This is a genomic window from Gordonia oryzae (assembly GCF_003797185.1).
Classification (GTDB): Bacteria; Actinomycetota; Actinomycetes; order Mycobacteriales; family Mycobacteriaceae; genus Gordonia; species Gordonia oryzae.
In genome coordinates this window covers 293,549-318,855 of record NZ_RKMH01000001.1, presented here as the reverse complement: position 1 = coordinate 318,855, position 25,307 = coordinate 293,549, and the positions used below count along the sequence as shown (strand labels likewise).

The following is a 25,307-nucleotide window of genomic DNA, read 5'->3' as shown; positions in this document are numbered from 1 at the left end:
CGTGGTGTGGCCCCGGTCGGGCTCAGCTGGTCGGTCGCGCCACCTGGTACTTGCCGTCGTCGTCGAGGAAGGTGACCTTGACGTTCTGCTTCTGGCCGCCGACGGTCGCCGTGCACGTGAAGGAGTTGCCCTTCTTGACCTTCTGGCCGGACGGGCAGCTCACATCCGAGACGTCGCTGGCCTGGTACTGCTCGGTGAGAACCTGTTTGACACCGTTCTGCGCGGCCGTCTGATCCAGTTCACGCGGCCACCACCACAGCCATCCGGTGACGACGATCGCGATCGCCGCGACGATCAGGACCGCGCCCACGGCGATCAGTCCCCTCCAGAGACCCTTCTTCTGCGTGGGCGCGGCCATGCCGGCGAACTGGTCGCCGGGTGCTCCGTACGCACCGTAGGGGCCGGGCTGTCCCGGTTGCGGCTGGTTGAACTGGCCGAAACCGGCGGTACCCGGCTGACTCTGGGCACCGTAGGGCGTGGTCCCGGGCTGCTGACCATACGGAGCCCCCGGCTGCTGGGCCGGGCCGCCGTACGGCGTTTGGGCTTCAGCGCCGTTCGGCGCGCTCGCCTGGCCGGGCTGCTGACCGTATGGCTGGGGCTGGCCGAACTGCTGGGGCGGGCCGTAAGCCTGGCCCTGAGTGAATTGCGGGGTCTGACCGAACTGCTGGGGCTGGCTGGTGGGCGCCATCTGGGTCGGGTTGTACTGCTGACCGCTCGTCGCGCCGAATCCCGATGGCGCCGAAGGGGTTCCGTAACCCGGTGCAGGGTATCCGGGTTGCTGGGGAGGGCCCGGCTGGACGGGATAACCGGCCGGGGTGGCGGTGGTCGGCGGCGCCTGCGGTGGCTGCTGCACGTGCCCGGGAATCTGCACGACCTCGGTCTTGCCGTCGGTTCCGGCTTCCGTCGGGTTCGCGAGTGCGGCAGGGCCGCCCGGAGCCGCGTCGCCGCCAGCCGGGGTACCCGGAACCTTGTTGCTGGGGTCTTCCGGATTGCTCATCTGTGGTCTCCCGCCTTCGCTGCGCCGCTTGGCATGCGCGTGTCGCCGATTCGCCCGATCTTCATGGTCGGCAAAATCACCCGAGGTGCACCCGGCCTGTCCGCCGGCATCAACGCGGGAGGTCGCCCACCGGTCCGATCAGCAAGAAACGTTACCCCAGCGACCGCCCTCGATCCCTCAATGTGCCCGACGGCGACGAATCGCGTCGGTCGGACGACCGAATATCGACCGTCAGCCCAGTTCGGCGGCGACGACGCCGCGGCGGATGGCCCCCACCGCAACGCGCGCGGGGCGCGCCAGCGGCGAATCCGCACCCACACACAGCCGGATCTGTTCGAGCAGGTCGACGACCTGTCGGTTCCATCGGACGAAATCCCCCGGCGAGAGCAGATGTCCGCGCTCACCGGCCGCGGCGAGCGCCTCGGTCAACGACCGGCCCGACACCCACATCGAGACCGCGATGGAGAAGCCGGTATCGGGTTCCCGTGTCGGCGAGACGTGGTGGCGGGTCTCCACGGAGGTTACCGAGCGCCAGATCGCGATGGTCTCGGCCAGGGCAGTGCGCAGCGCCGGATTGCCGCTCATCGCATCGGCACCGGAGTAGCTCTCGCGGCGTGATTCGAAGACCATCGCGGCGACGACGGCTGCCAGGTCCGGCGGTGAGAGCTTGTCCCAGATCCCCGCCCGGATGCACTCGGTGACCACCAGGTCGCTCTCGCTGTAGATCCGGGCGAGCACCTCACCGGTCGGGGTGACACGCACGGTCTCATCGACGTACTCCACATAACCGAGTTCACTGAGCACCCCGACGATGTGGTCGAAGGTGACACCCAGCGTCGAGGTGCGCGCGCCGATCCTAGCCTGCGCGTCGACGATGTCGCGTAGCAGCCGATTGCGCCGTTCGGCCAGCCGGAACAGATCGTCAGAGGCCTCGATCCCGTGGGCGGGATGCGCTTTCAGTGCGTGCCGGAGCCGCTTGAGCTCGGCGTCGTCGGCGGCCTCGGCACGCTTCTTGCTCCCGCGCCCACGGGGCATCTCGATACCGGTGGAGCGCAGCGCCGAAGCGAGGTCGCGGCGACCTCGCCCGGTACGACGATCGGCGTTGCGCGGTAAGCGCATTCCGCCGAGGACCTCCGGCGGATTGACGAAATCGGCCACCCCGACCCGACCGCACCAGGCGTCCTCGGTGAGCACCAGCGGTTTCGGGTCGACCGGCGCCCCGGCCGTCTCCACCACCACCGCGATCCCGCGATGACGCCCCGTCGGCACACCGATGACCGCACCCCGTTTGAGCGAGGCGAGTTCGTCGGCGATCGCATCCCGACCCTCGACGCGACGCCGGAACCGCAGATCACGTTCGCGCCGACGGATGTCCTCACGCAGGGTGATGTATCCGAGGAAGCCCGCGTAGGGTTTGTCGGCACCGTGTACGACCTCTGCACCATCTGCCGGACCTGCGGTGTCTGCGCCGACGCCGACCGGTCCCGGATCGATCCCCCGGCGCTGCGCAGCACCGGCGAGTTCGACGTCGAGACGCCGCAACTGACGGCTCATCTCGTCGACCTTGCGCGCCTGACCGACCACCGAACGGTCCGCCTGAAACTGCGCAAAGGAGCGGTTGAGCAGATCGCGCGACCCGGCAAGACCGAGTCGCCCGATCAGATTCGTTGCCATGTTGTATTCCGGCGCGAAGGAACTCCGCAGCGGAAAGGTACGGGCACCGGCCAATCCGGCAACCTGCTCCGGGATCAGTTCCGGTGACCACACGACCACCGCGTGTCCTTCGACGTCGATCCCGCGTCGACCAGCTCGGCCGGTCAGCTGGGTGAATTCCCCAGGGCTGAGGTCCACATGCGCCTCACCGTTGAACTTGACGAGCCGCTCGAGCACCACCGACCGGGCGGGCATGTTGATGCCCAATGCCAGGGTCTCGGTGGCGAACACCATGCGGACCAGTCCGCGGACGAAGAGTTCCTCGACCGTGTGCCGGAAGGTCGGCAACAACCCGGCATGATGCGCAGCGAACCCGCGACGCAGACCCGCCCGCCACTCGTCGACACCCAGCACGTCGGCATCGGCGGGCGAGAGTTCGGTCAGATGTCGATCCACCACCTCGTCCACCGCCGCGACCTGATCGGGGGTGAGCAGGTTCAGACCCGACCGCAGACACTGCGCCAGCGCGCCATCGCAACCGGCACGGGAGAAGATGAAGCCGATCGCGGGCAGCAAGCCGTCCTTCTCCAGACGTGCGACGACCTGTGGCCGGGGCGGGCCCGGCTTGCGTCGGGGACCGCGCCCCCGGCTCCCGCGCTGGCCGTCGCCATCGTCGAGAAGCATCCGGTGGCGGATGAAGCGCTTCAGCTCGGGATTGACCTTCAGCCGATGATCGCCCGCCGAACTGCGGGAGTCGAACAGGTCGAACAGGCGGCTGCCGACCAGCACGTGTTGGGTCAGCGGAACCGGCCGGTGATCGTCGACAATCACCGTGGTGTCGCCTCGGACCGTCTGAATCCACTCGCCGAACTCCTCGGCGTTGCTCACCGTCGCCGACAGGCTGACCACCCGCACCGAGGGTTCGAGATGCAGGATGACCTCTTCCCACACGGCGCCTCGGAAGCGGTCAGCGAGGAAGTGCACCTCGTCCATCACCACATGCGACAAGCCGTTCAGCGCCGGGGAGTTCGCGTAGATCATGTTGCGCACGACCTCGGTGGTCATCACCACCACCGGCGCGTCGGAGTTGATCGAGGTGTCACCGGTGAGCAGCCCGACCGACGCGGCGCCGTACACCGCGACCAGGTCGGCGTACTTCTGATTACTCAATGCCTTGATCGGCGTGGTGTAGAAGCACTTGCTGCCCGACGCGAGCGCCAGGTGCACGGCGAACTCGCCAACGATGGTCTTGCCCGCACCCGTGGGGGCACAGACGAGGACGCCGTGGCCGCTCTCCAGAGCGTGGCAGGCGCGGATCTGGAAATCGTCGAGACGGAAGTCCAGGCGGCCGACGAAGGTGTCGAACGCCGATTCCGCGGTGGCGGAGGGAGCGTCGAGACGGTTCGAGGAAGTCATCGACACCAGCATGTCATCTTCGAGGCCATCGGTGCTCACTATGCATCTCGGTCATGGCTCGGTCAGACGATGGCCGAGTGAGACGTCGACGGGTCGCCAGATCGCCCGATCTCCGGGTCAGAGGATGTCGTCGAAGGTGGATACGTCGCGCACCCGGGCACCTGGCGTGCCCCGCTCGGTGGGGCGGCTTGTGGGGCTCACGCCGACGGCCGGGTCCAGCCGCGTGGCCACCGGCGGCGCCGACGGCGCGGGGATCGTGCTGGCCTGGTCGTCGGCCAGGGCGTCCCATTCCCGGGTTCGGCGAGTCTTGCGCCGATCGTTGACGCGGGCGATCTGGACAGCGACCTCAAGCAGCACTGTCAACGCCAGGGACAACGCCAGCATCGTGAACGGGTCCTGGCCGGGGGTGACGATCGCCGCGAAAACGAACATCGTGAAGATGAGCCCGCGACGCCACGCCTTGAGCTTCTGATAGCTGACGACCCCGACAAGGTTGAGTGCGACGATGAGCAGCGGGAGTTCGAAGCTCACGCCGAAGATGATCAGCAGATGGATCATGAAGCCGAAATACTGGTCACCGGCCAGGGCGGTCACCTGTACGTCGTTACCAACAGTCAACAGGAAATGGAAAGCCTTGGCCACCACCAGGTAGGCCATCACCGCACCACCGGCGAACAGCACCGCCGCCGCGGAGACGAAACTCATCGCGTACTTGCGTTCGTTGGCGTGCAGGCCCGGGGTTACGAACTGCCAGAGCTGATACAGCCAGACGGGGCACGCCAGCACCATGCCTGCGGTCAACGCGACCTTCAGACGCAACATGAACTGGTCGAAGGGGCCGGTCGCGAGGAGCCGACAGCTGCCGTCGGGCGTCAGCGTCGCCCGGGTCGACGGCGGCAGCGAACAGTAGGGCTCGCGCAGTAGATCGCCGAGGGATGTGACGCCGGGGATGCCGTGTGAGTACCAGACGAAGCCGACGACAGTGGTGACGATGATGGCCGCCATAGCCACGAGGAGTCGGTAGCGAAGCTCCTGCAGGTGCTCCACCAACGGCATGGTGCCGTCGGGGTTGAGCTTGCGTTGTCGCTTCCGCGGGTCGAGTGAGATCCGCACGCCGTACGCGCCTAGGCGGGCTTCTTCGTGTTGTCGGCCGGCGCCTTCGGAGTTGCCGGGTCGTGCGGCGGCGTCTGCGAGGAGGTCGGCAGTTCACGCGGCGGAACGGGTTCGGCGGCGGTCGGTCGGGTCTCCCCGTCCTTCTGCATCTCCTGGACCTCGCTCTTGAAGATTCGCAGTGACTGGCCGAGTCCGCGTGCGGCGTCGGGCAGCTTCTTCGATCCGAAGAGCAACACCAGAACCACCAGCACGATGGCCCAGTGCCACCATGACGTTAAACCCATCGCACTACCTCTCCCGCCATTTCTCGGCCCGAGGGACATCCTACCCCGCACCCCGGAATACCCCTCACTGCAAGTGTGACGATTCTTGTTCACGCCCCCGCGGGGCCGCTCGCGTAGCGCGCCCGGGCGCGCGCGGCTTCGACGCGGATCGCCGTCGCCATCTCGGCGTCGTCGGCGATGCGCACTCGCCCACCGAAACCGAGGAGGAAGCGGGTCAACCAGTCCGCCGAGCCGTAGACCAGGCGAGCCCGGACCGGCGCGGACGGAGAGGGCCGATTCTCAATCGGTTCGAGTGGGTCGACGGTGTAGTAGTCGAGAATCCACAACTCCGAGGAATCGATCTCGATGTCCACCGACGGAAGGTCGGGGTTCTCGGTGAGGATCGGCGACTGCACGGTGTGGCGCGCCTGATCGGGCGGTGCGGCCGGTTCGTCGAGCATCACCGCCTCGTCGATCCGGTCGAAACGGAACAGCCGGACGCCCTCGCTCTCGCGGCACCAGGCCTGCAGATAGGTATGACCGTCAACGGCCTGCAGCGAGATCGGGTCGATGATCCGCCTGGTCACCACGTCACGGCTCGCCGAGTAGTAGTTCAACGCCAGGGCACGGCTCGACCGCACCGACTCCCGGACGAGGCGATAACGAGGAGACTCGGTGAGGTCGTCGCCGGAGGCGAGAGGGGCGAGCCCGGAGCCGCCCGCGGCACCGGGTGCCGGCGCACCGACCGCCTGCTCGATCTTGGCGATGGCCCGTCCGGCCGCTTCGCGGTCGAGGACACCCGGGGTGTCGACGAGCGCGCGCAATGCCACCAGCAGGATGCTGGCCTCGGTCGGGGTCAGCCGCAGCGGCCGGTCCATCCCCGCAGTGAATCCGACGTGTACGTGTCCCTCGCTGAACTCGACCTCGATGAGATCGTCCGGGTAGTAGCCCGGCAGGCCGCACACGAACAGTTGCTCGAGGTCCTTGGTCAGCTGGCGCTCGGTCACCCCGAGATCGGCCGCGGCCTGATCGATCGAGATGCCTTCGTGGGCAAGGAAATACGGGACGAGCGCAAGCAGGCGACTCAATCGAGACGGTGCAGCCTGGGCCATCAGGCACTCTCCTGCGTCAGGGTGTCGAGAGCATCGATGACGATCTGCCTCAGCTCCGGCGGCGAGAGCACTACCGCATCGGCACCGGCGCCGAGCACCATCCGCGCCAGACCGGTGAGCGAGCTGATCTCGATGTCGAGGACGTCGCCGGGTTCGCCCTCGTACTCCTGCGCGGACTGGCCGGTCGCATGTCGCCGTAGGCCCGCAGCGCGCCCGTGTGCCACCCACACCCGCGCGGTACGGCCGTCGGCCCCGACTGCCGAATCGACCGCCGAGGCGACGATCGCCTGCAGATCGGTGCCGGCGGGGACGGTCACCGAGCCCGGCTCACCGACGGCCATCACGTCGGTGAGACGACTCAGCCGGAAGGTTCGGGTGTCGTCGCGGTCCCGATCGTGACCGACGACGTACCAGCGGCCTCGATGGGTGACCACACCCCACGGTTCGAGGGTTCGTGGCATTCCCACCGATCCCGATCCGGCCCGGTAGGTGAATGTCACGGCTCGTTGCGCCTCGATGGCCGGCAACAACGCACCAAGCGTCGCCTCACTTCCCATCGACCTCGCCGAATCACCCGCGGAGATCCCGATCTCGTCGTCGGCGCGGACATCGAACCCGGCAGCCCTCAACTTGAGGACAGCAGTTTGCGAGATGGCCGAGATCTCCGGGGTGTCCCACAGCGTCGCCGCCATCGCAATCGCCGCGGCCTCGTCCCGGTCGAAGGAGAGGTCGGGTAATTCGTAACTGTCACGATTGATGCGATAGCCGTCGAGCCCCTGCCCCATCGCCGAGGGGCCGGTCACCAGCGGGATACCGAGCTCGCGCAGCTCGGTCTTATCGCGCTCGAACATCCGGTTGAACGCCTCGACCGACTGCCCGTCGTCGTGGTAGCCGACCACGTTGCGCCGAATGTACTCGGCGGTGACGAACTGCTTGGTCGCCAGCAGGCAGATCACCAGATTGAGGAGTCGTTCCACCTTCGAGACCTTGGATGATGCCACCCGTCGAGCCTACGACTCACATCGACGCGATCAGGCGATCGACGCGCTCGTCGACCGACCGGAACGGGTCCTTGCAGAGCACCGTTCGCTGTGCCTGATCATTGAGCTTGAGGTGGACCCAGTCGACGGTGAAATCACGTCCAGCCTTCTGCGCAGCGGAAATGAAGTCCCCACGAAGCTTGGCCCGGGTGGTCTGCGGCGGTTCGTTCACCGCGGTCTTGATCGCCTCATCGGTGGTGATCCGGCGCACCAGACCCTTGCGAGACAGGACATCGAAAACGCCTCGACCACGCTTGATGTCGTGGAAAGCCAGGTCGAGTTGCGCGATCTTCGGGTCCGACAGGTCCATCGAATATCGGTCCTGATAGCGCTCGAACAGCTTGCGCTTGATCACCCAGTCGATCTCGGTGTCCACCCCGGAAAAGTCGCCGCTTTCCACCGCGTCGAGCATCCGGCCCCACAGATCGACAACCATACTCATCTCCGGATCCGGGCGACGGTTCACCAGGTGCTCGACGGCACGCGCGTGGTACTCCCGTTGGATGTCCAGCGCGCTGGCCTGCCGACCACCGGCCAGCCGCACCGGACGACGCCCCGTGGGGTCATGGCTGACCTCGCGGATCGCGCGAATCGGGTTGTCCAGGGCGAAATCCCGGAACACCACGCCGGCCTCGATCATCTCCAGCACCAACGCCGCCGAGCCGACCTTGAGCAGCGTCGTCATCTCCGACATGTTGGAATCGCCGACGATCACGTGCAGCCGCCGGTACTTCTCGGCGTCGGCGTGCGGCTCATCGCGGGTGTTGATGATCGGGCGGGAGCGGGTGGTCGCCGACGACACACCCTCCCAGATGTGCTCGGCGCGCTGCGACAGACAGAAGGTCGCCGCCTTCGGGGTGGCCAGCACCTTCCCCGCGCCGCAGATCAGCTGTCGGGTCACCAGGAACGGCAACAGCACATCGGAGATGCGGGAGAACTCGCCCGCCCGCACCACCAGATAATTTTCGTGGCATCCGTAAGAGTTGCCGGCCGAATCGGTGTTGTTCTTGAACAGGTAGATGTCACCACCGATGCCCTCGTCGGCCAGGCGCTGCTCGGCATCGATCAAGAGGTCCTCGAGGACGAGTTCACCCGCCCGGTCGTGGTTGATCAGCTGAACCAGACCATCGCATTCGGCGGTCGCGTACTCCGGATGCGAGCCGACGTCGAGGTAAAGCCGCGCACCGTTTTGCAGGAACACATTCGACGACCGGCCCCAGGAGACAACCCGCCGGAACAGATACCGGGCCACCTCGTCCGGACTGAGTCGGCGATGACCGTGGAAGGTGCACGTAACACCGAATTCCGTCTCGATGCCCATGATTCGACGCTGCACCCGATCAACCCTACCCGCGCGCGGCCCCGGCGACCCGCCGGACGCGCGACGCGACATCGCCGTCCGTAGCCGGGAAGACAGTGCTCACTGCGGCGCGGGATGGGCGGAATCCCCGGTGGACTCACCCGCGGTGCCAGAGGTGCCGGCGCCATCGGGGCCGGCGCCGTCGACACTCGCGAGCACCTCCGCGACGCGTGCGCCGGTGAGCCTCTTGAACGCGCGCCGAGGCCGATTGCGGTCGAGGACCGCGACCTCGAGATCACCGGGGGCGAGTTCCCGGGGCGTGGCCGCGGCGCCATTACCCGAGTCGGTGGGGGTCGCCAGCGCGGCAACAGCCACCGAGAGTGCATGCGCGAGATCGAGATCCGCCGCATAGCTGTCCTTGAGAGCGGCTGCGATGGATTCGGTGGCACCGCCCATCACCAGGAACCGCGTCTCGTCGGAGATCGAGCCGTCGTAGCCGATCCGGTACAGCTGCGAGGGTTTCGGCTTACCGGGACGGGCCACCTCGGCGACGCAGAGTTCGACCTCGTAGGGCTTGGCCTGTTCGGTGAACACCGATCCGAGTGCGTTGGCATAGGTGTTGGCCAGGCTCAGCGCCGAGACGTCGTTGCGGTCGTAGCTGTAGCCCCGCATGTCCGCGAGCTGGATTCCGGCCTTGCGTAGGCTCTCGAACTCGTTGTACTTTCCCACCGCGGCAAACCCGATGCGATCGTAGATCTCACTGGTCTTGCGCAGCGTGTTCGACGGGTTCTCGGCGACGAACAACACACCGTCGGCGTAGGTCAGGATGACCACACTGCGGCCACGGGCAATACCCTTGCGCGCCAGCTCCGAGCGGTCGCGCATGATCTGCTCGGCACTGGCGTAATACGGAAAGGTCACCGCGGATCTCCTTCGTGCTCGGCTGCGCGGCGATCGATGATCGCGCGTGCGGCCGCCTCGATCGCCTCCGAGTCGACCTCGTGGGCACCCTGCGCACCCACCACAACCGCCAACGGGAAGATCTTGCGGACCAGGTCGGGGCCACCGGTGGCGGTGTCGTCGTCGGCAGCATCGTAGAGCGCCTCCACCGCCACCGCCAGCGCGCCGTCGACGTCGAGATCGCGACGGTAGAGCTTCTTCATCGACGACTTGGCGAATACCGATCCGGAACCGATGGCGGTGTACCCGCCAAACTCCTCGTGCCGGTCGCCCGCGACATCGAAGGAGAAGATCCGGCCCCGCTCGGTCGGGTCGTCGTGATCGATGTCGTAACCCACCAGCAGCGGGATCGCGGCCAGACCCTGAAGCGCCGCACCGAGATTGCCACGCACCATCGAGGCCAGCCGGCTGACCTTGCCGTCCAGCGTCAGCGGTACGCCCTCGATCTTCTCGTAATGCTCGAGCTCCACGGTGAACAAACGGACCATCTCGATCGCGATACCCGCGGTACCGGCGATACCGGCCGCCGAATACTCGTCGGTGATGTAGACCTTCTGTACATCCCGCGTGGCGACGAGATTTCCCATCGTCGCACGCCGATCGCCGGCGAGCACCACCCCACCGGGATAACTCACTGCCACAATGGTGGTGCCGTGTGGGATCTCGGAGGTGTCGGTGGCGGCGCTCATGTGCTGTGCGCGCGCTCCCGGCAACTGCTCCGGAGCGTGCGCCCGCAGGTAATCACTGAACGAAGAGATGTCTGCGCCAAGGGAAAGAGCCGGTCGCCGTACGGGATTGGGGAACAGTGAATCGAACCCGTCGCTCACTGGCCGCCTTTCTGGACGTAGGCACGCACGAAGTCCTCAGCGTTCTCCTCGAGCACATCGTCGATCTCGTCGAGCAGATCATCGGTGTCCTCGGTCAGCCTCTCGCGACGTTCCTGACCCGCACCGCCGTCCGAGCCGAGATCGTCGTCGTCCCCGCCGCCGCCGCGCGTGGTCTGTTCCTGCGCCATCTGCACTCCTTAGCTCTGCGGCGTCTCCGCCGCCGCGTGTGTTCTGCGCCTCGAGCACCGCTCTTCGTCGTCAGCGACAACGCGCGCTTCGCTCGCTGGTCGCTTCCTCCTGCATCGCGGCGCGGCGCCGAACACCGTGTCGGACACTCTGCCCGGTGGCCGGGTGTCCCGCCTGCACACCGAACAACGGTGTAGACCCACACTACCGGCGGCGCCGGGATTGCGGCGGACCTAACACACGAAAATCCAACCACTCGTCAGGTCGTCAGCTGCTCGACGAGTTCGGCAGCGGAATCGACGGAGTCGAGCAGCTTGCCGACATGGGCTCGGCTGCCGCGCAAGGGCTCCAGCGTCGGGATGCGCACCAACGAGTCACCGCCGAGATCGAAGATCACCGAATCCCAGCTCGCCGCGGCGACATCGGCCCCAAAGCGCCGCAGGCACTCACCACGGAAGTACGCGCGTGTGTTGGTCGGCGGTTCGGTGATCGCCCGCGTCACCTGCGCTTCGTCGACAAGACGCTGCATCGATCCGCGCGCCACGAGCCGGTTGTAGAGACCCTTGTCCAAGCGCACATCGGAGTACTGCAGATCGATCAACTGCAGGCGTGGCGCCGACCACCCGAGGCCCTCGCGCTGCCGGAAGCCCTCCAGAATCCTCAGTTTCGCCGGCCAGTCGAGGATATCTGCGCACTCAAGCGGATCCCGTTCGAGACGGTCAAGGACGTCGACCCAGGTGGCCAGGACGTGCATGGCCCGCTTGTCCTCGGAGTGTTCCCGCTCGTGGAACCGGACACACCGGTCGAGATACTCACGCTGCAGCGCCAGGCCGGTGAGCTCGCGCCCGTCGGTCAACGCGACGGTTGCGGCCAGGCTCGGATCGTGACTGATCGTGTGCACGGCCTGCACGGGGCGCGCGAGTTCGAGGTCGGAGAAATCGACTCCGGCCTCGATGAGGTCGAGCACCAGTGAGGTCGTGCCGACCTTGAGATAGGTGGCGGTCTCCGCGAGGTTCGCGTCGCCGATGATGACGTGCAGGCGCCGATAGCGATCCGGGTCGGCGTGCGGCTCATCGCGGGTGTTGATGATCCCGCGTTTGAGGGTGGTCTCCAGTCCCACCTCGACCTCGATGTAGTCCGAGCGTTGCGAGAGCTGATATCCCGCTTCGTCGCCGGACTGTCCGATACCGACGCGGCCGGAGCCGGTGATCACCTGACGAGATGCGAAGAACGTCGTGAGACCACCGATGACCGCGGTGAACGGGGTCTCCCGGTTCATCAGGTAGTTCTCGTGGGTGCCGTACGAGGCACCCTTACCGTCGATGTTGTTCTTGTAGAGCTGCAGGCGTGGGGCTCCGGGCACGCTCGCGACATGGCGTGCGGCGGCCTCCATGACCCGCTCCCCCGCCTTGTCCCAGATCACCGCATCCATCGGGTCGGTGACCTCGGGCGCGGAGTACTCGGGATGGGCGTGATCGACGTAGAGGCGCGCACCGTTGGTCAGGATCATGTTCGCCGCGCCGATCTCGTCGGCGTCGATGATCGGTGCCGGACCCGAGCCGCGGCCGAGGTCGAATCCGCGCGCGTCACGCAGCGGCGACTCCACCTCGTAATCCCAGCGCGTGCGCTTGGCGCGGGGCACCCCGGCCGCCGCCGCGTAGGCAAGCACCGCCTGGGTGGAGGTCATGATCGGATTCGCGGTCGGGTCCCCCGGAGCCGAGATACCGTACTCGACCTCGGTGCCGATGATTCGCTGCATGCATCCGAGGGTAGAGGTCGGCGGCCGATGCCACCGATCCCACCCACCGGGGCGCCGACCGGTGAGATGCCCGGGCGCTGTGGTCGGCATCGGGATGAGTTGAGGAACACCGCTCCGCTTGCGGTGCGGCCGGTCGCCGACGTCGGTAGCGTCTACGCCGTGAAAGCCTTCCGCCGGTTCACCGTCCGCGTACCGCTCCCGGCCCCGCTCGCCGACCTCGACGTCCTGGCCCGCAATCTGCGCTGGGTGTGGCACAGCGACACCCAGGATCTGTTCGCCACGATCGACCCCGATCTGTGGCACTCCTTCGCAGATCCACTCCGCCTGCTCGCCGAGGTCGATCCCGCGCGGCTGGCCGAACTCGCCGACGACGACGGCTTCCGCGGCCGGCTCGAAGCGCTGCGCGCAGAGCTCGACACCTATCGGGCCGAACCGCAGTGGTTCGGCCGACAGGAAAGCAACGGGGTGCCGATGCCCCCGGGGATCGCCTACTTCTCGATGGAATTCGGGATCTCCGAGGTGCTACCGATCTACTCCGGCGGCCTGGGCATCCTGGCCGGCGACCATCTCAAAGCGGCCTCGGATCTGGGCCTGCCACTCATCGGGGTGGGCCTGTTCTACCGCTCGGGATACTTTCGGCAGAGCCTTTCGCACGATGGGTGGCAAATCGAGCGCTACCCCGTCAACGATCCAGGGCTGCTGCCGCTGGACCTGCTCACTGACGGAGAGCATCCGGTCGACGTGACCGTGTCGATGCCCGGCGGACGCACTCTGCACGCGCAGGTCTGGATAGCGACCGTGGGCCGGATCCCGTTGCTGCTGCTCGACTCCGACATCCCGGCCAATGACGACGAACTGCGTTCGGTGACCGACCGGCTCTACGGCGGCGATCAGGATCATCGGATCAAACAGGAGATCCTGCTCGGCATCGGCGGTGTGCGCGCCCTGCGCGCCTTCAGCGCGTCCACCGGCCGCCCCGAGCCCACGGTGTTCCACATGAACGAGGGACACGCGGGCTTCCTCGGCGCCGAACGCGTCCGCGAGCTCGTCGAGTCGGGCCTCGACGTCGGCTCCGCGGAGTCGGTGGTACGTGCGTCCAACATCTTCACCACCCACACCCCGGTCCCCGCGGGCATCGACCGCTTCGGCAAGGACCTGGTCTCGTTCTACCTCGACGCCGACCCCGGCGGTGGGTCTCGATTGCTTCCCGGCCTGTCCGCTGCGACGGTCCTCGAACTCGGCAACGAAGGTGATCCCGGCGTGTTCAACATGGCGCACATGGGTTTTCGGCTCGGCCAGCGGTCAAACGGGGTGTCTCAGCTGCACGGCGAGGTCAGCCGGGAGATGTTCGCCGGCCTCTGGCCCGGATTCGACGCCGACGAGGTGCCGATCGGAGCGATCACCAATGGCGTGCACGGCTTCACGTGGGTCGCACGCCCTTGGCGCGAACTCGTCGGCGCCGACGAGGACTCGTCGGCATCCCGCTACGCCGAGTTGTCGGCCGCCGATCTGTGGAAGACCCGGCAGCAGCTGCGCGGCGGGCTGGTCGACGAGGTGCGCCGACGCGCGCACGCCAGCGGCCGGGACCGCGGATTCAGTGAGGTCGAATTGTCCTGGACCGCGGATCTCTTCGACCCCGAGGTGCTGACCATCGGATTCGCACGCCGCGCCGCGACCTACAAGCGGCTCACGCTCATGCTGCGCGATCCCGACCGTCTCAAGCGCATCCTCACCGACCCGCAGCGTCCGGTGCAGCTGGTCATCGCGGGCAAGGCACACCCGGCCGACGACGGCGGCAAGGCGCTCATCCAGCAGGTGGTGCGCTTCACCGAGGACCCGACGATCCGCGATCGCATCGTATTCCTGCCCGACTACGACATCTCGATGGCGCGGCACATCTACGCAGGCTGCGACGTCTGGCTCAACAACCCGGTGCGGCCGATGGAGGCCTGCGGTACCTCAGGGATGAAGTCGGCGCTCAACGGCGGCCTGAATCTGTCGATTCTCGACGGCTGGTGGGACGAGATGGCCGACGGCGAGAACGGCTGGGCCATCCCGTCGGCGGAGGGCGTCACCGACGAGAACCGACGCGACGACCTCGAGGCCGAGGCCCTGTATTCGCTGCTGGAGAACTCGGTCATCCCGTTGTTCTACACACGTGAGACCAGCGGTCTGCCCGAGCGATGGGTCGAGATGGTGCGCCACACGCTCGCGGTTCTCGGTCCGAAGGTGCTCGCGTCCCGGATGGTTCGTGACTACACCACCGAGCTGTATGCTCCTGCGGCCCAGTCGTTCACGGCCGCGGTCGCCGACGACTACGCGGCCGCACGCGACCTCGCCGCCTACCGCAGGCGTGTCGAGGCGGCGTGGCCGTCGGTGATGATCGCGGGGCTCGACGAGTCCGGCGACCCGGGTGCCCAGCAACTGCACCTGACCGCACAGGTGGGTCTCGGCGGGATGGCTGCCGACGAGGTGACGGTCGAAGCGGTTCTCGGTCGGGTCGACGACGCCGGCGACATCGTCGAGCCGACCGTGTCGCCGATGAGTCCCACCGGCGGTCCCGACGCCTTGGGTCGGGTGGCCTTCACCACGACGGTCACCCCGCACCGTTCCGGCGTGCTCGGCTACACCGCGCGTGTGCTGCCGCGCCAGTTGCTGCTGGCCGACGACGCCGAACTCGGACTCGTACGGTATCCGGCGCCGGCGGGCGGGTGAGCTGAGACGGGCTCGGAGACCCGCGTCTGCGGCTCAGCGTTTCGTGAGCCGCAGACGCGAGTAGGTGAACACTGAAAGGATCATCGCGATCACCAGCAGTACCCCGAGCGCCAGCCCCGCGTGCGCGGGCGAGGTCTGCCACAGCGAGACCTTCTGGGTCGCGTCGGGATTGATCGTGCGCAGGTCGACTGCTCCCGCCGACGCGACGTAGCCCCAGTATGACGGGAAGATCCACGAGAGCTGTTGTAGCCCGGGCTTGTCCAGTGCGAACAGGCCACCGCAGAACACCAACTGCACCATGATGATGATCACCAGCGGTGGCATCGCCTGCTCCTGCGAGCGGACTGCCGCCGAGATCGCCAGCCCGACCAGGGTCGACACGCACGCCAGCGCGGCGATCGCGACAAACAGGGCCACCGGCGGCGGCACCAACGGACCACCACGATGCGGTAGCCCCCGACCGGCGAAGGTGATCGCGACCATCACCGCGCTCTGCAGTATCGCGGTGCAGAAGAACACCACCACCTTGGCCCACAGGTAGGCACCGGGACGCAGCCCCACCGCTCGTTCGCGTTCGAAGATGTCGCGCTCGCCGACCAGGTCGCGCATCGTCAACGCCGCTCCCATGAACGCCGCACCCACCACGAGCACGACGAGGATCTGCACCGCCTCGACCGGGTCCTTGGCGGCCGGACGCGGCGGGATCAGGTTGGGGTCGGCGGCCATCTTCGCGTTGAATCCATCGCTGCCCGGGATGACCAGCGTCAGCAATCCCAGCACCACCGGGAGCAGGATCAGGAACGCCAGATAGCCGAGGTCGGCGAAGATCAGGCGAGAACGGCTGGGCCATCCCGTCGGCGGAGGGCGTCACCGACGAGAACCGACGCGACGACCTCGAGGCCGAGGCCCTGTATTCGCTGCTGGAGAACTCGGTCATCCCGTTGTTCTACACACGTGAGACCAGCGGTCTGCCCGAGCGATGGGTCGAGATGGTGCGCCACACGCTCGCGGTTCTCGGTCCGAAGGTGCTCGCGTCCCGGATGGTTCGTGACTACACCACCGAGCTGTATGCTCCTGCGGCCCAGTCGTTCACGGCCGCGGTCGCCGACGACTACGCGGCCGCACGCGACCTCGCCGCCTACCGCAGGCGTGTCGAGGCGGCGTGGCCGTCGGTGATGATCGCGGGGCTCGACGAGTCCGGCGACCCGGGTGCCCAGCAACTGCACCTGACCGCACAGGTGGGTCTCGGCGGGATGGCTGCCGACGAGGTGACGGTCGAAGCGGTTCTCGGTCGGGTCGACGACGCCGGCGACATCGTCGAGCCGACCGTGTCGCCGATGAGTCCCACCGGCGGTCCCGACGCCTTGGGTCGGGTGGCCTTCACCACGACGGTCACCCCGCACCGTTCCGGCGTGCTCGGCTACACCGCGCGTGTGCTGCCGCGCCAGTTGCTGCTGGCCGACGACGCCGAACTCGGACTCGTACGGTATCCGGCGCCGGCGGGCGGGTGAGCTGAGACGGGCTCGGAGACCCGCGTCTGCGGCTCAGCGTTTCGTGAGCCGCAGACGCGAGTAGGTGAACACTGAAAGGATCATCGCGATCACCAGCAGTACCCCGAGCGCCAGCCCCGCGTGCGCGGGCGAGGTCTGCCACAGCGAGACCTTCTGGGTCGCGTCGGGATTGATCGTGCGCAGGTCGACTGCTCCCGCCGACGCGACGTAGCCCCAGTATGACGGGAAGATCCACGAGAGCTGTTGTAGCCCGGGCTTGTCCAGTGCGAACAGGCCACCGCAGAACACCAACTGCACCATGATGATGATCACCAGCGGTGGCATCGCCTGCTCCTGCGAGCGGACTGCCGCCGAGATCGCCAGCCCGACCAGGGTCGACACGCACGCCAGCGCGGCGATCGCGACAAACAGGGCCACCGGCGGCGGCACCAACGGACCACCACGATGCGGTAGCCCCCGACCGGCGAAGGTGATCGCGACCATCACCGCGCTCTGCAGTATCGCGGTGCAGAAGAACACCACCACCTTGGCCCACAGGTAGGCACCGGGACGCAGCCCCACCGCTCGTTCGCGTTCGAAGATGTCGCGCTCGCCGACCAGGTCGCGCATCGTCAACGCCGCTCCCATGAACGCCGCACCCACCACGAGCACGACGAGGATCTGCACCGCCTCGACCGGGTCCTTGGCGGCCGGACGCGGCGGGATCAGGTTGGGGTCGGCGGCCATCTTCGCGTTGAATCCATCGCTGCCCGGGATGACCAGCGTCAGCAATCCCAGCACCACCGGGAGCAGGATCAGGAACGCCAGATAGCCGAGGTCGGCGAAGATCAGGCGTATCTGGCGCCGACCGATCGTGCTCGACTGTCGCGTGAAGCTGGTCTGCGGCACCGGGATCGGGGGACCCGGCGGCCGCGGCGGTAGCGGTGGTGTCGGAGGCCGCCTGCCCTGCAGATAGCGCATGTGTGCAGTGTCGGGGGCATCGGCGACGAATGCGAAGATCTCCGCCCAGTCCGAGGTGCCCATCGCGGCCCCGACCTCTGTCGGCGGTCCGCAGTAGGCGGTCTTTCCGCCCGGCGCCAGCAGCAGCACTTGATCGCACATCGACAGGTAGGTCAGCGAGTGGGTGACCACCAGGACCACTCGGCCTGCGTCGGCCAGACGACGCAGCGTCGACATCACCTGGCGATCGAGGGCCGGATCGAGGCCGGAGGTGGGCTCATCGAGAATCAACAGCGAGGGCCCGGTGAGCAGTTCCATCGCCACCGACGCGCGCTTCTGCTGGCCGCCGGAGAGCTTCTCGACGCGTGTGTCGACATGCTCGGTGAGCTGCAGCTCGGCGAGCACACCGTTGATCACGTTGTCGCGGTCGGCTTTCGACAGATCCGGCGGCAGACGCAGCTCGGCGGCATAGCGCAGGGCCTGGCGCAGGGTGAGCTTGTGGTGCAGGACGTCCTTCTGCGGCACCATGCCGATGCGGGTGCGCAGCGAGTCGTATTCCTCGTGGACGCTGCGATTCTCGAAGGTGACCCGCCCGCTGGTCGGCGAGTTCAGCCCGGCGACGATGCGCGAGACCGTCGACTTGCCTGCACCCGAGGGCCCGATCACCGCGGTCAACGACCCGGGTCGGGCCGAGAACTCGACGTTCTGTAGAAGTTTCTTACCCCCGTCGACGACAAAGCTCACACCGTTGACCTGAAGGCCGCCGGCGACCACAGCCTGGGACTGACCGCGCATCAGGCTTCCGCCGGACACCACGAAGTCGCTGTTGCCGATGGTGACAACGTTGCCGTCGGTCAGCCGAACCCGTTGCACACGTTGGCCATTGACATAGGTGCCGTTGACGCTTCGCAGGTCTTCGATGTACAGACCGTCGGGCCGGGAAAGTACCCGGGCGTGGTGGCGTGATGCGAGTACGTCGCTGACGACGATGTCGTTGTCGGGGGTGCGGCCGATCGACTGTGAACCGGCGAGCGAGATCGTCTCGCGGCCCGGACGTTCGGTGCGCCCGGGCAGCTGGTAGATCGCCGAAACGTTCTGCTTGAGGGCCTGCAGGTGCGGCGCATCGGCGAGCTCGGCGGGCATCGGCGCAACCGCGCCGGGTTCGTAGGTGCCCGGTGCCGGCACGCGCATCGGCATCCGAGCAGAACCCGCAGCGGCCGGACGTGGCCCGGACCCCGCCGGGCCGGGCGGGGCAGCAGGTGGGCGTCGCGGGGGTGGCGGCGGGGATGGTGGGACCGGCGAACCCGGCCGCGCAACGGCCCCGTGCCGCGGCCCCGCGATGCCCGCCGCGGGCGGGGCGTCGAGCGCCACCTCGACGAGCGGGCCGGTGGTCGCGTCACCGAGCCGAAAACCTGCGCCTGCGGTCAGCGGTAGCTCCGACAGCCGCTGCGGACCGTGGAAGAAGCCGTTGGTGCTACCGGCGTCGACCGCCCACCAGCCGGTCCCCCGCCACTCGATCGACAGGTGATGCCGAGATACCAGCGGATGGTTCACGACGACGTCGTTGTCGGGGGTACGGCCGATACGAACCCGTGGCGAATCGCCGAGTCGGTACGTGATCCCGCCGACAGTCAGCCGGCCGGGAATCATCGAGACGCTACTGTTCATCACCGACAGACTCTAGTGCGTCCGAGGCCACCCGTCCCCGCCTCGTCCTGTGGATGACGGACAAAACGGGGGCGGCGAAAGGTGCCGTCGGGACGGGTGGGGTCAGACAGGAGCTGCCCACTCCCCGAATCGGGAGTGGGCAGCACCGAGCCGATGTCAGACCGGTGTCGGCCTAGAGGTACTGGCCGGTGTTGGTCTCGGTGTCGATGGCGCGGCTCGCGCCCGAACTCTTGCCGGTGACCAGCGTGCGAATGTAGACGATGCGCTCGCCCTTCTTGCCCGAGATCCTGGCCCAGTCGTCGGGATTGGTGGTGTTGGGCAAGTCCTCGTTCTCGGCGAACTCGTCGAGGATCGAGTCGAACAGGTGCTGCACCCGCAGACCCGGTGCGCCGGTGTCCAATTGTGACTTGATGGCGTACTTCTTCGCCCGGTCGACGACGTTCTGGATCATCGCGCCGGAGTTGAAGTCCTTGAAGTACATGACCTCTTTGTCGCCGTTGGCGTAGGTCACCTCCAGGAAGCGGTTATCATCACTCTCGGCGTACATCCGCTCGACAACCTTCTCGATCATCGCGTTGACGCATGCGGTCCGATCGCCTCCGAACTCACCGAGGTCGTCGGCGTGCACCGGCAGTGACTCGGTGAGGTACTTGGAAAAGATGTCGATCGCCGACTCGGCGTCGGGACGTTCGATCTTGATCTTCACGTCGAGTCGTCCGGGCCGCAGGATGGCGGGATCGATCATGTCCTCTCGGTTGGAGGCACCGATGACGATGACGTTCTCCAGGCCTTCGACGCCGTCGATCTCGCTGAGCAGCTGCGGTACCACGGTGGTCTCCACGTCCGAGGAGACACCGGAGCCACGGGTGCGGAAGATCGAGTCCATCTCGTCGAAGAACACGATGACCGGGGTCCCCTCCGACGCCTTCTCCCGGGCCCGCTGGAAGATGAGCCGGATGTGCCGCTCGGTCTCGCCGACGAACTTGTTGAGCAGTTCGGGACCCTTGATGTTGAGGAAGTAGGACTTGGCCTCGTTAGCATCGTCGCCGCGCACCTGGGCAATCTTCTTGGCGAGCGAATTGGCCACCGCCTTGGCGATCAGCGTTTTACCGCAACCAGGAGGACCGTAGAGCAGCACGCCCTTGGGCGGACGCAGCGCGTAGTCGCGGAAGAGATCCTTGTGCAGGAACGGCAGCTCGACGGCGTCGCGGATCTGCTCGATCTGACGACCGAGGCCTCCGATGTCCTCGTAGCCGACGTCGGGCACCTCCTCGAGCACGAGATCCTCGACCTCGGCCTTGGGCACCCGCTCGAAGGCGAATCCCGCCTTGGTGTCGATGAGCAGGGAGTCACCGGGGCGCAGCTTGCGACGCTTACCGTCCTCCCCGTCGACCTCGCCACGTAGCGGCTCGGCCAGCCACACCACGCGTTCCTCATCTGCGTGCCCGACGACGAGTGCGCGGTTGCCGTCAGCGAGGACCTCACGCAGTGTGCTGATCTCGCCGACCGAATCGAAGTCACAGGCTTCGACGATCGTCAGCGCCTCGTTCAGGCGCAGGGTCTGACCCTTGTGCAGCACCTCGGTGTCGATGTTCGGCGAACATGTCAGACGCATCTTGCGTCCCGAGGTGAACACGTCGACGGTCAGGTCCGGGTAGATCTCGAGCAGCACGCCGTAACCACTCGGCGGCTGTCCGAGCCGGTCGACCTCTTCGCGCAGAGCGACGAGTTGCTGGCGCGCCTCTTTCAGGGTTTCGAGGAGCTTGGCGTTGCGGGCGCTGAGGTTGTCGACGCGATCCTGTAGTTCCTTCGGGTCCGACGCCCGAGTGAACGCCGAGCGTTCCCGTTCCGCGCGCGCCGCGGCCTGGGGCGGGGTATAGGCAGGAGTAAACGTCTCCCCCGCATCGACATCGCGCGTGCGCGCGGGCTCGACGTTGCGCGCATCCGTGGACTCGCTCGGGTCATCGCCGCCAGTGTTGTCCACCGAGGCTTCATGGCGATCAGATTCGGTCATTACTGACTCCTCTCCCCGGCAATCGCTCCCAATGGAGCGCTTGCGCCGTGACACCACGCTACCGGCAGGAGCGAGGAATCGCCGTGCACCGCGTACCCAGATGTGGTGATGATGTGTTAAAAGTGCGTCTTCGCAACGTATTAACGATGTTTCCGGCGCGGCGGTGCGCGGAGTCAGCCGCGGGTGGGGCGCCGTTGCGGCCGGAGCGTGGTGGTGCCCTCGGCGAGTCGTCGAGCGGTGATCAGAAACGCGGTGTGTCCTTGCATTTTGTGTTCGGGCCGGACCGCGAGGCCGACCGCGCTCCAGTCACGTACGAGCGACTCCCAGGCCCGAGGCTCGGTCCAGCACTCCTGGTCGCGCAGCGCCTCGACGACGCGCGACAATTGCGTGACCGTCGCCACATAAACCGTCAAGACTCCGCCTGGTTTCATGATCGAACGCACCACATCGAGCGGCTCCCACGGCGCGAGCATGTCGAGGATGACGCGATCGAATTGCTCGGTGACGGCGATATTCGCCAGATCGTCGATTACCAGCGACCAATTCGCCGGATGGCCGCCGAAGAACGTCTCGACATTGCGCTGGGCGTGCTCGGCGTGATCTTCGCGGATCTCATACGAGGTCACCTCGCCACGCTCGCCGACGGCGCGCAACAACGAGCAGGTCAACGCACCGGACCCGGCGCCGGCCTCGAGCACTCGCGCACCGGGGAAGATGTCACCTTCGGTCACGATCTGCGCGGCATCCTTGGGGTAGATGACCTGTGCACCGCGGGGCATCGACAGGACGTAGTCGACGAGGAGCGGACGGAGCGCAAGGTATTCGGTTCCGCTCGTCGCCGCGACGATGCTCCCCTCGGGCGCACCGATGAGGTCGTCATGTGCAATCGCACCGCGGTGGGTGTGGAACTGTTTGCCGGTTTCCAGGATCACCGTGAACTTTCGGCCCTTGGCGTCGGTGAGCTGGACCCGGTCCCCGACGACGAACACGCCACTCGACGCCATCAGGTGGTGCTCTCGCGCAGCATGGTGGGGTGGTCCTCTCAGGGCTGGTGTTACAGGTGTTATCTACTGTGGCAGGACGTTTCCGATGCCTATGATGTGGGTCCCCTCGCCGCGCGCGGCAATTGTCGCCGATGTGCTCGGGTTTGTCACAGTCGAGCCCTACCCTGCCAAATGTGACGACCACAGTTTCTCCCGGGTCCATCCAGGCCACTCCGGTACCCGCCCCGGCGGCACCGGGCGACCCGATCCCGGAGGAGGTGTCGACGCCAGGATCCGGGCGCGGTCTCGTCGGTCGACCGTTGGCACTGTCGCCCTCGCGTGCCGCCGACTTCAAACAGTGCCCGCTGCTGTATCGCTATCGTGCGATCGACCGGTTCCCGGAGACACCCACGAAGGCGCAGACCCGTGGAACTGTCGTCCACGCCGCTCTCGAGAACCTCTTCGACATGCCGGCGTCACTGCGTACCCAGGAGTCCGCAGACCTTCTCGTGGACGGCGCCTGGGCGGCGCTCTGCGAGGCAGATCCGACGCTGGCCGAGTTGATCGGACCCGGCGATCACGAGGCCTTCCTCGCCGAGGCGCACGGACTCATCGAGAACTACTACCGGATGGAGAATCCGACGGCCTTCGATGCGGCCGCGGTGGAAGAACACGTCGAGATCGAGGCCGATGACGTGCTCATGCGCGGCTTCATTGATCGGATCGACATTGCTCCCACCGGGGAGATCCGGGTGGTCGACTACAAGACCGGTCGCGCGCCCAGCGAGTCCTACGAGGCCAAGGCGCTGTTCCAGATGAAGTTCTACGCGCTGGCGATCCTGCGGATTCGGGGGGTGGTCCCCACCCGTCTGCAACTGATGTATCTGTCCGACGGGCAGGTGCTCACCTACACTCCCGACCGCGACGAACTCGAGCGGTTCGGCCGCACCTTGTCGGCGATCTGGCGGGCCATCCGGGCTGCTGTCGCCTCCGGCGACTTCCGGCCGCGCCGATCACGTCTATGCCGATACTGCGAACATCACGAAAGGTGCCCCGAGTTCGGCGGCGACATTCCCGAATACCCTGGTCCGCCACCGGGTTTCACGGCCTGAGCCGACGCTCGGCCAGGTCGTGTGTCAGATCACCCGGCGTTCGCGGCGCCAGAAGCGCCATCGCCTGGGCCCCCGTCACCCGCGCTCCCCTCACCCGCGCCGACCGTGCCGGTTGTTCCTGACGTTTCCGTTCCGGCCGTTCCCGAGGTCGCCGTACCCGAGATCGCAGTACCCGAGGCCATAGCGCCGGTGTCGGAGTGCCGGCCACTGCCCTGCAGCCGGTGCCGTCCACCCGCCGGTGCGGGCTGATCGGCCGGGGACTGCGCGGTACCGGTGCTCCCGGTCTGGGTGGTCCCGGTCTGGATGGCGGATGTCTGGTCGTCGCCGGGCGCATCGGGTGCTCGATGTCGCCCGGAGGTCGTCGGTGCCGTGAGATCCGAATTCTGTTGGGTTGCAGTGGTTTCACTCGGCGCGACGGTCTCGCTCGGTGGCGAGTTGACACCCGGCGACGCAGCGGTGTCGGGTGCGGCTCCCGTCCGGGCTTGTGGCGATGGGGTCGGGCGTTGGTTCGGGCTGGTCACGACCGGTACCGCCGCGTTGTCGACGGCGGGGCCCTGCAGCGGATAGAAGGTGTTGTTGACCTTGTCCCAGCGCGCGACATCGGCGGTGTCGTAGCCGATCCCGAGTTCGTCATTGACCAGCATCGCCAGCATCGTCAGCGGATGGTGATCGGGCTGATAGACCAGGTATGTAGTGTTGCCGTCCTGGCTGTACAGCGTGGTCGGTTCCTGGTTGTAGTCGATCAGGTTCCCGTAGTTGTCGGCGCCCATTCCGGAGTGGATGGTGATGAAGCCTGCCGCGTCGACGAGAAGCGAACTCACCGGCCGATACCAGACCCATTGGAAGTTGGCGACCGGATCACCCACCACGATCACCGAGGTCACGGGCAACTGGTTACCCGTCGCGCCCGGATCGCGGGCACCGTTGGATTCCGCACCGAACGCCTCGAAGAATGCCCCCACCAGCGGTTGCTCGGCAGCCCAGGCCTTCAACCCCCACGGGGAGCGCGGATCGGCGATGAGGATGATGTGCGAGTTGGCCGTGTCGATGGTGCCCGAGGCGACGGCCTGTTCGGCGGCGTTGCCCAGTGCTTCGGCGCCCTGGGAGTAGCCGGTGTAGACGACGTGGGGCGCGGTGGGTGCAAGTTTCTGAAACTCCTGCATCACCGTCAGATTGTTGTCGACCGCGATATCGCGCGACTGGTCGTAGGTGGGCGCGAAGATCGGGAGCGCTGCGCCGGACCGTCCCGAGATGAGCGGGGCAAGCGCTTCGGGATAGTCGACGACGATGGTCTCGCGACCGGCGCGCATGCTCTTGATTCGCGGGTACAGCGTGCCGTCGTCGGTCCCGGGTGTGACGACGATGATCGCGGAGCTGTCGGCGTGGGGATCGCCAACCGACAGCCAATCGGGACACGGATCGGGAATCGGGGTCGTGGATCCAGACAGATCCCCGGGCGAGTCGCCTGCGGGCGCGACCGGGCAGTCGTCCGGTGTTGCCGCACGCACGACACCCTGGTCTTCCAGCCATGCGATGGTGCCGTCGACTCCGGTGCCGGCGGTGGCGATAGTCGCCGGCAGTGTCATCGCCACCACCGCACCGAGACACAGCGCGCATCCGGCGGCCGTATTCGCGACCGCCTTTCGTACTCCGTACAAGATCTCTCCCCTCGAACGATCACCGCGCAGCGCGGACCCACCAGGTCTCCCGTCAATGAGTCGCGTTGCCCGCCACTCGTG

General features: G+C 67.0%; 17 protein-coding genes and 2 pseudogenes. 3 read left to right on the top strand and 16 right to left on the bottom strand.

The window, feature by feature from the left end:
- Positions 1 to 22 precede the first annotated feature (22 nt).
- The 11 genes from EF294_RS01480 to dop all read right to left on the bottom strand — a co-directional run bounded on the left by EF294_RS01480 (position 23) and on the right by dop (position 12,626).
- Positions 23 to 997 carry a DUF4333 domain-containing protein gene (locus EF294_RS01480; RefSeq protein ID WP_123925236.1) on the bottom strand — a complete coding sequence of 325 codons (975 nt, stop codon included), beginning with the start codon at positions 995 to 997 and terminating at the stop codon, positions 23 to 25.
- Between the two features lie 231 nt (positions 998 to 1,228).
- Positions 1,229 to 4,066, bottom strand: a complete 2,838-nt coding sequence (locus tag EF294_RS01475) for a DEAD/DEAH box helicase (protein ID WP_246007601.1) — start codon at positions 4,064 to 4,066, stop codon at positions 1,229 to 1,231.
- Positions 4,067 to 4,183: 117 nt separating this feature from the next.
- Positions 4,184 to 5,179 (bottom strand): twin-arginine translocase subunit TatC, encoded by a 996-nt coding sequence (gene tatC / locus EF294_RS01470; RefSeq protein WP_123925235.1) that lies wholly within the window; start codon positions 5,177 to 5,179, stop codon positions 4,184 to 4,186.
- Positions 5,180 to 5,190: 11 nt separating this feature from the next.
- On the bottom strand, positions 5,191 to 5,463 hold the full coding sequence (gene tatA, locus EF294_RS01465) for a Sec-independent protein translocase subunit TatA (RefSeq protein ID WP_123925234.1): 273 nt from the start codon (positions 5,461 to 5,463) through the stop codon (positions 5,191 to 5,193).
- Positions 5,464 to 5,552: 89 nt separating this feature from the next.
- Positions 5,553 to 6,554 (bottom strand): helix-turn-helix transcriptional regulator, encoded by a 1,002-nt coding sequence (locus tag EF294_RS01460; protein WP_123925233.1) that lies wholly within the window; start codon positions 6,552 to 6,554, stop codon positions 5,553 to 5,555.
- Complete coding sequence (locus tag EF294_RS01455; protein ID WP_123925232.1) at positions 6,554 to 7,555, bottom strand: helix-turn-helix transcriptional regulator; 1,002 nt, start codon at positions 7,553 to 7,555, stop codon at positions 6,554 to 6,556. Before EF294_RS01455 ends, EF294_RS01460 begins: the two co-directional genes overlap by 1 nt.
- 16 nt (positions 7,556 to 7,571) lie before the next feature.
- Positions 7,572 to 8,930, bottom strand: a complete 1,359-nt coding sequence (gene pafA / locus EF294_RS01450) for a Pup--protein ligase (RefSeq protein WP_123925231.1) — start codon at positions 8,928 to 8,930, stop codon at positions 7,572 to 7,574.
- An 84-nt stretch (positions 8,931 to 9,014) separates the two neighbouring features.
- Positions 9,015 to 9,815, bottom strand: coding sequence for a proteasome subunit alpha (gene prcA, locus EF294_RS01445; protein WP_123925230.1), 801 nt, complete (start codon positions 9,813 to 9,815; stop codon positions 9,015 to 9,017).
- A complete protein-coding gene (gene prcB, locus EF294_RS01440) occupies positions 9,812 to 10,681 on the bottom strand; it encodes a proteasome subunit beta (RefSeq protein ID WP_123925229.1) in 870 nt (289 codons plus the stop codon). The genes prcA and prcB overlap by 4 nt, the downstream gene beginning before the upstream one ends.
- Entirely contained in the window at positions 10,678 to 10,869 is a 192-nt protein-coding gene (locus tag EF294_RS01435) for a ubiquitin-like protein Pup (protein ID WP_123925228.1), read from the bottom strand. Before EF294_RS01435 ends, prcB begins: the two co-directional genes overlap by 4 nt.
- 257 nt (positions 10,870 to 11,126) lie before the next feature.
- Entirely contained in the window at positions 11,127 to 12,626 is a 1,500-nt protein-coding gene (gene dop / locus EF294_RS01430) for a depupylase/deamidase Dop (RefSeq protein ID WP_123925227.1), read from the bottom strand.
- 159 nt (positions 12,627 to 12,785) lie between these two features.
- Here dop and glgP point away from each other — a divergent pair, with 159 nt between their 5' ends.
- Complete coding sequence (glgP, locus tag EF294_RS01425) at positions 12,786 to 15,341, top strand: alpha-glucan family phosphorylase (protein WP_185090912.1); 2,556 nt, start codon at positions 12,786 to 12,788, stop codon at positions 15,339 to 15,341.
- Positions 15,342 to 15,374: 33 nt separating this feature from the next.
- Here the strand turns inward: glgP and EF294_RS01420 are convergent.
- Positions 15,375 to 16,175: pseudogene (locus EF294_RS01420) on the bottom strand (ABC transporter permease); the annotation flags it as partial.
- On the opposite strand from EF294_RS01420, the pseudogene EF294_RS01415 reads away from it, so the two are divergent.
- Positions 16,172 to 16,852 (top strand): annotated as a pseudogene (locus EF294_RS01415) (DUF3417 domain-containing protein); the annotation flags it as partial. The pseudogenes EF294_RS01420 and EF294_RS01415 sit on opposite strands and share 4 nt — an antisense overlap.
- Before the next feature lie 33 nt (positions 16,853 to 16,885).
- Here the strand turns inward: EF294_RS01415 and EF294_RS01410 are convergent.
- From EF294_RS01410 to EF294_RS01400, 3 genes are all read right to left on the bottom strand, one after another.
- Positions 16,886 to 19,441 (bottom strand): FHA domain-containing protein, encoded by a 2,556-nt coding sequence (locus EF294_RS01410; protein WP_185090911.1) that lies wholly within the window; start codon positions 19,439 to 19,441, stop codon positions 16,886 to 16,888.
- 190 nt (positions 19,442 to 19,631) lie between these two features.
- Positions 19,632 to 21,473, bottom strand: a complete 1,842-nt coding sequence (gene arc / locus EF294_RS01405; RefSeq protein ID WP_123925225.1) for a proteasome ATPase — start codon at positions 21,471 to 21,473, stop codon at positions 19,632 to 19,634.
- Positions 21,474 to 21,646: 173 nt separating this feature from the next.
- Positions 21,647 to 22,477 (bottom strand): tRNA (adenine-N1)-methyltransferase, encoded by an 831-nt coding sequence (locus tag EF294_RS01400; protein WP_123925224.1) that lies wholly within the window; start codon positions 22,475 to 22,477, stop codon positions 21,647 to 21,649.
- A gap of 173 nt (positions 22,478 to 22,650) precedes the next feature.
- On the opposite strand from EF294_RS01400, the gene EF294_RS01395 reads away from it, so the two are divergent.
- Entirely contained in the window at positions 22,651 to 23,568 is a 918-nt protein-coding gene (locus EF294_RS01395; protein ID WP_123925223.1) for a RecB family exonuclease, read from the top strand.
- A gap of 29 nt (positions 23,569 to 23,597) precedes the next feature.
- On the opposite strand, the gene EF294_RS01390 is transcribed toward EF294_RS01395, so the two are convergent.
- Positions 23,598 to 25,226: an alpha/beta hydrolase family protein gene (locus EF294_RS01390; RefSeq protein WP_123925222.1), complete on the bottom strand. Its 1,629-nt coding sequence runs from the start codon at positions 25,224 to 25,226 to the stop codon at positions 23,598 to 23,600.
- Positions 25,227 to 25,307: the final 81 nt, after the last annotated feature.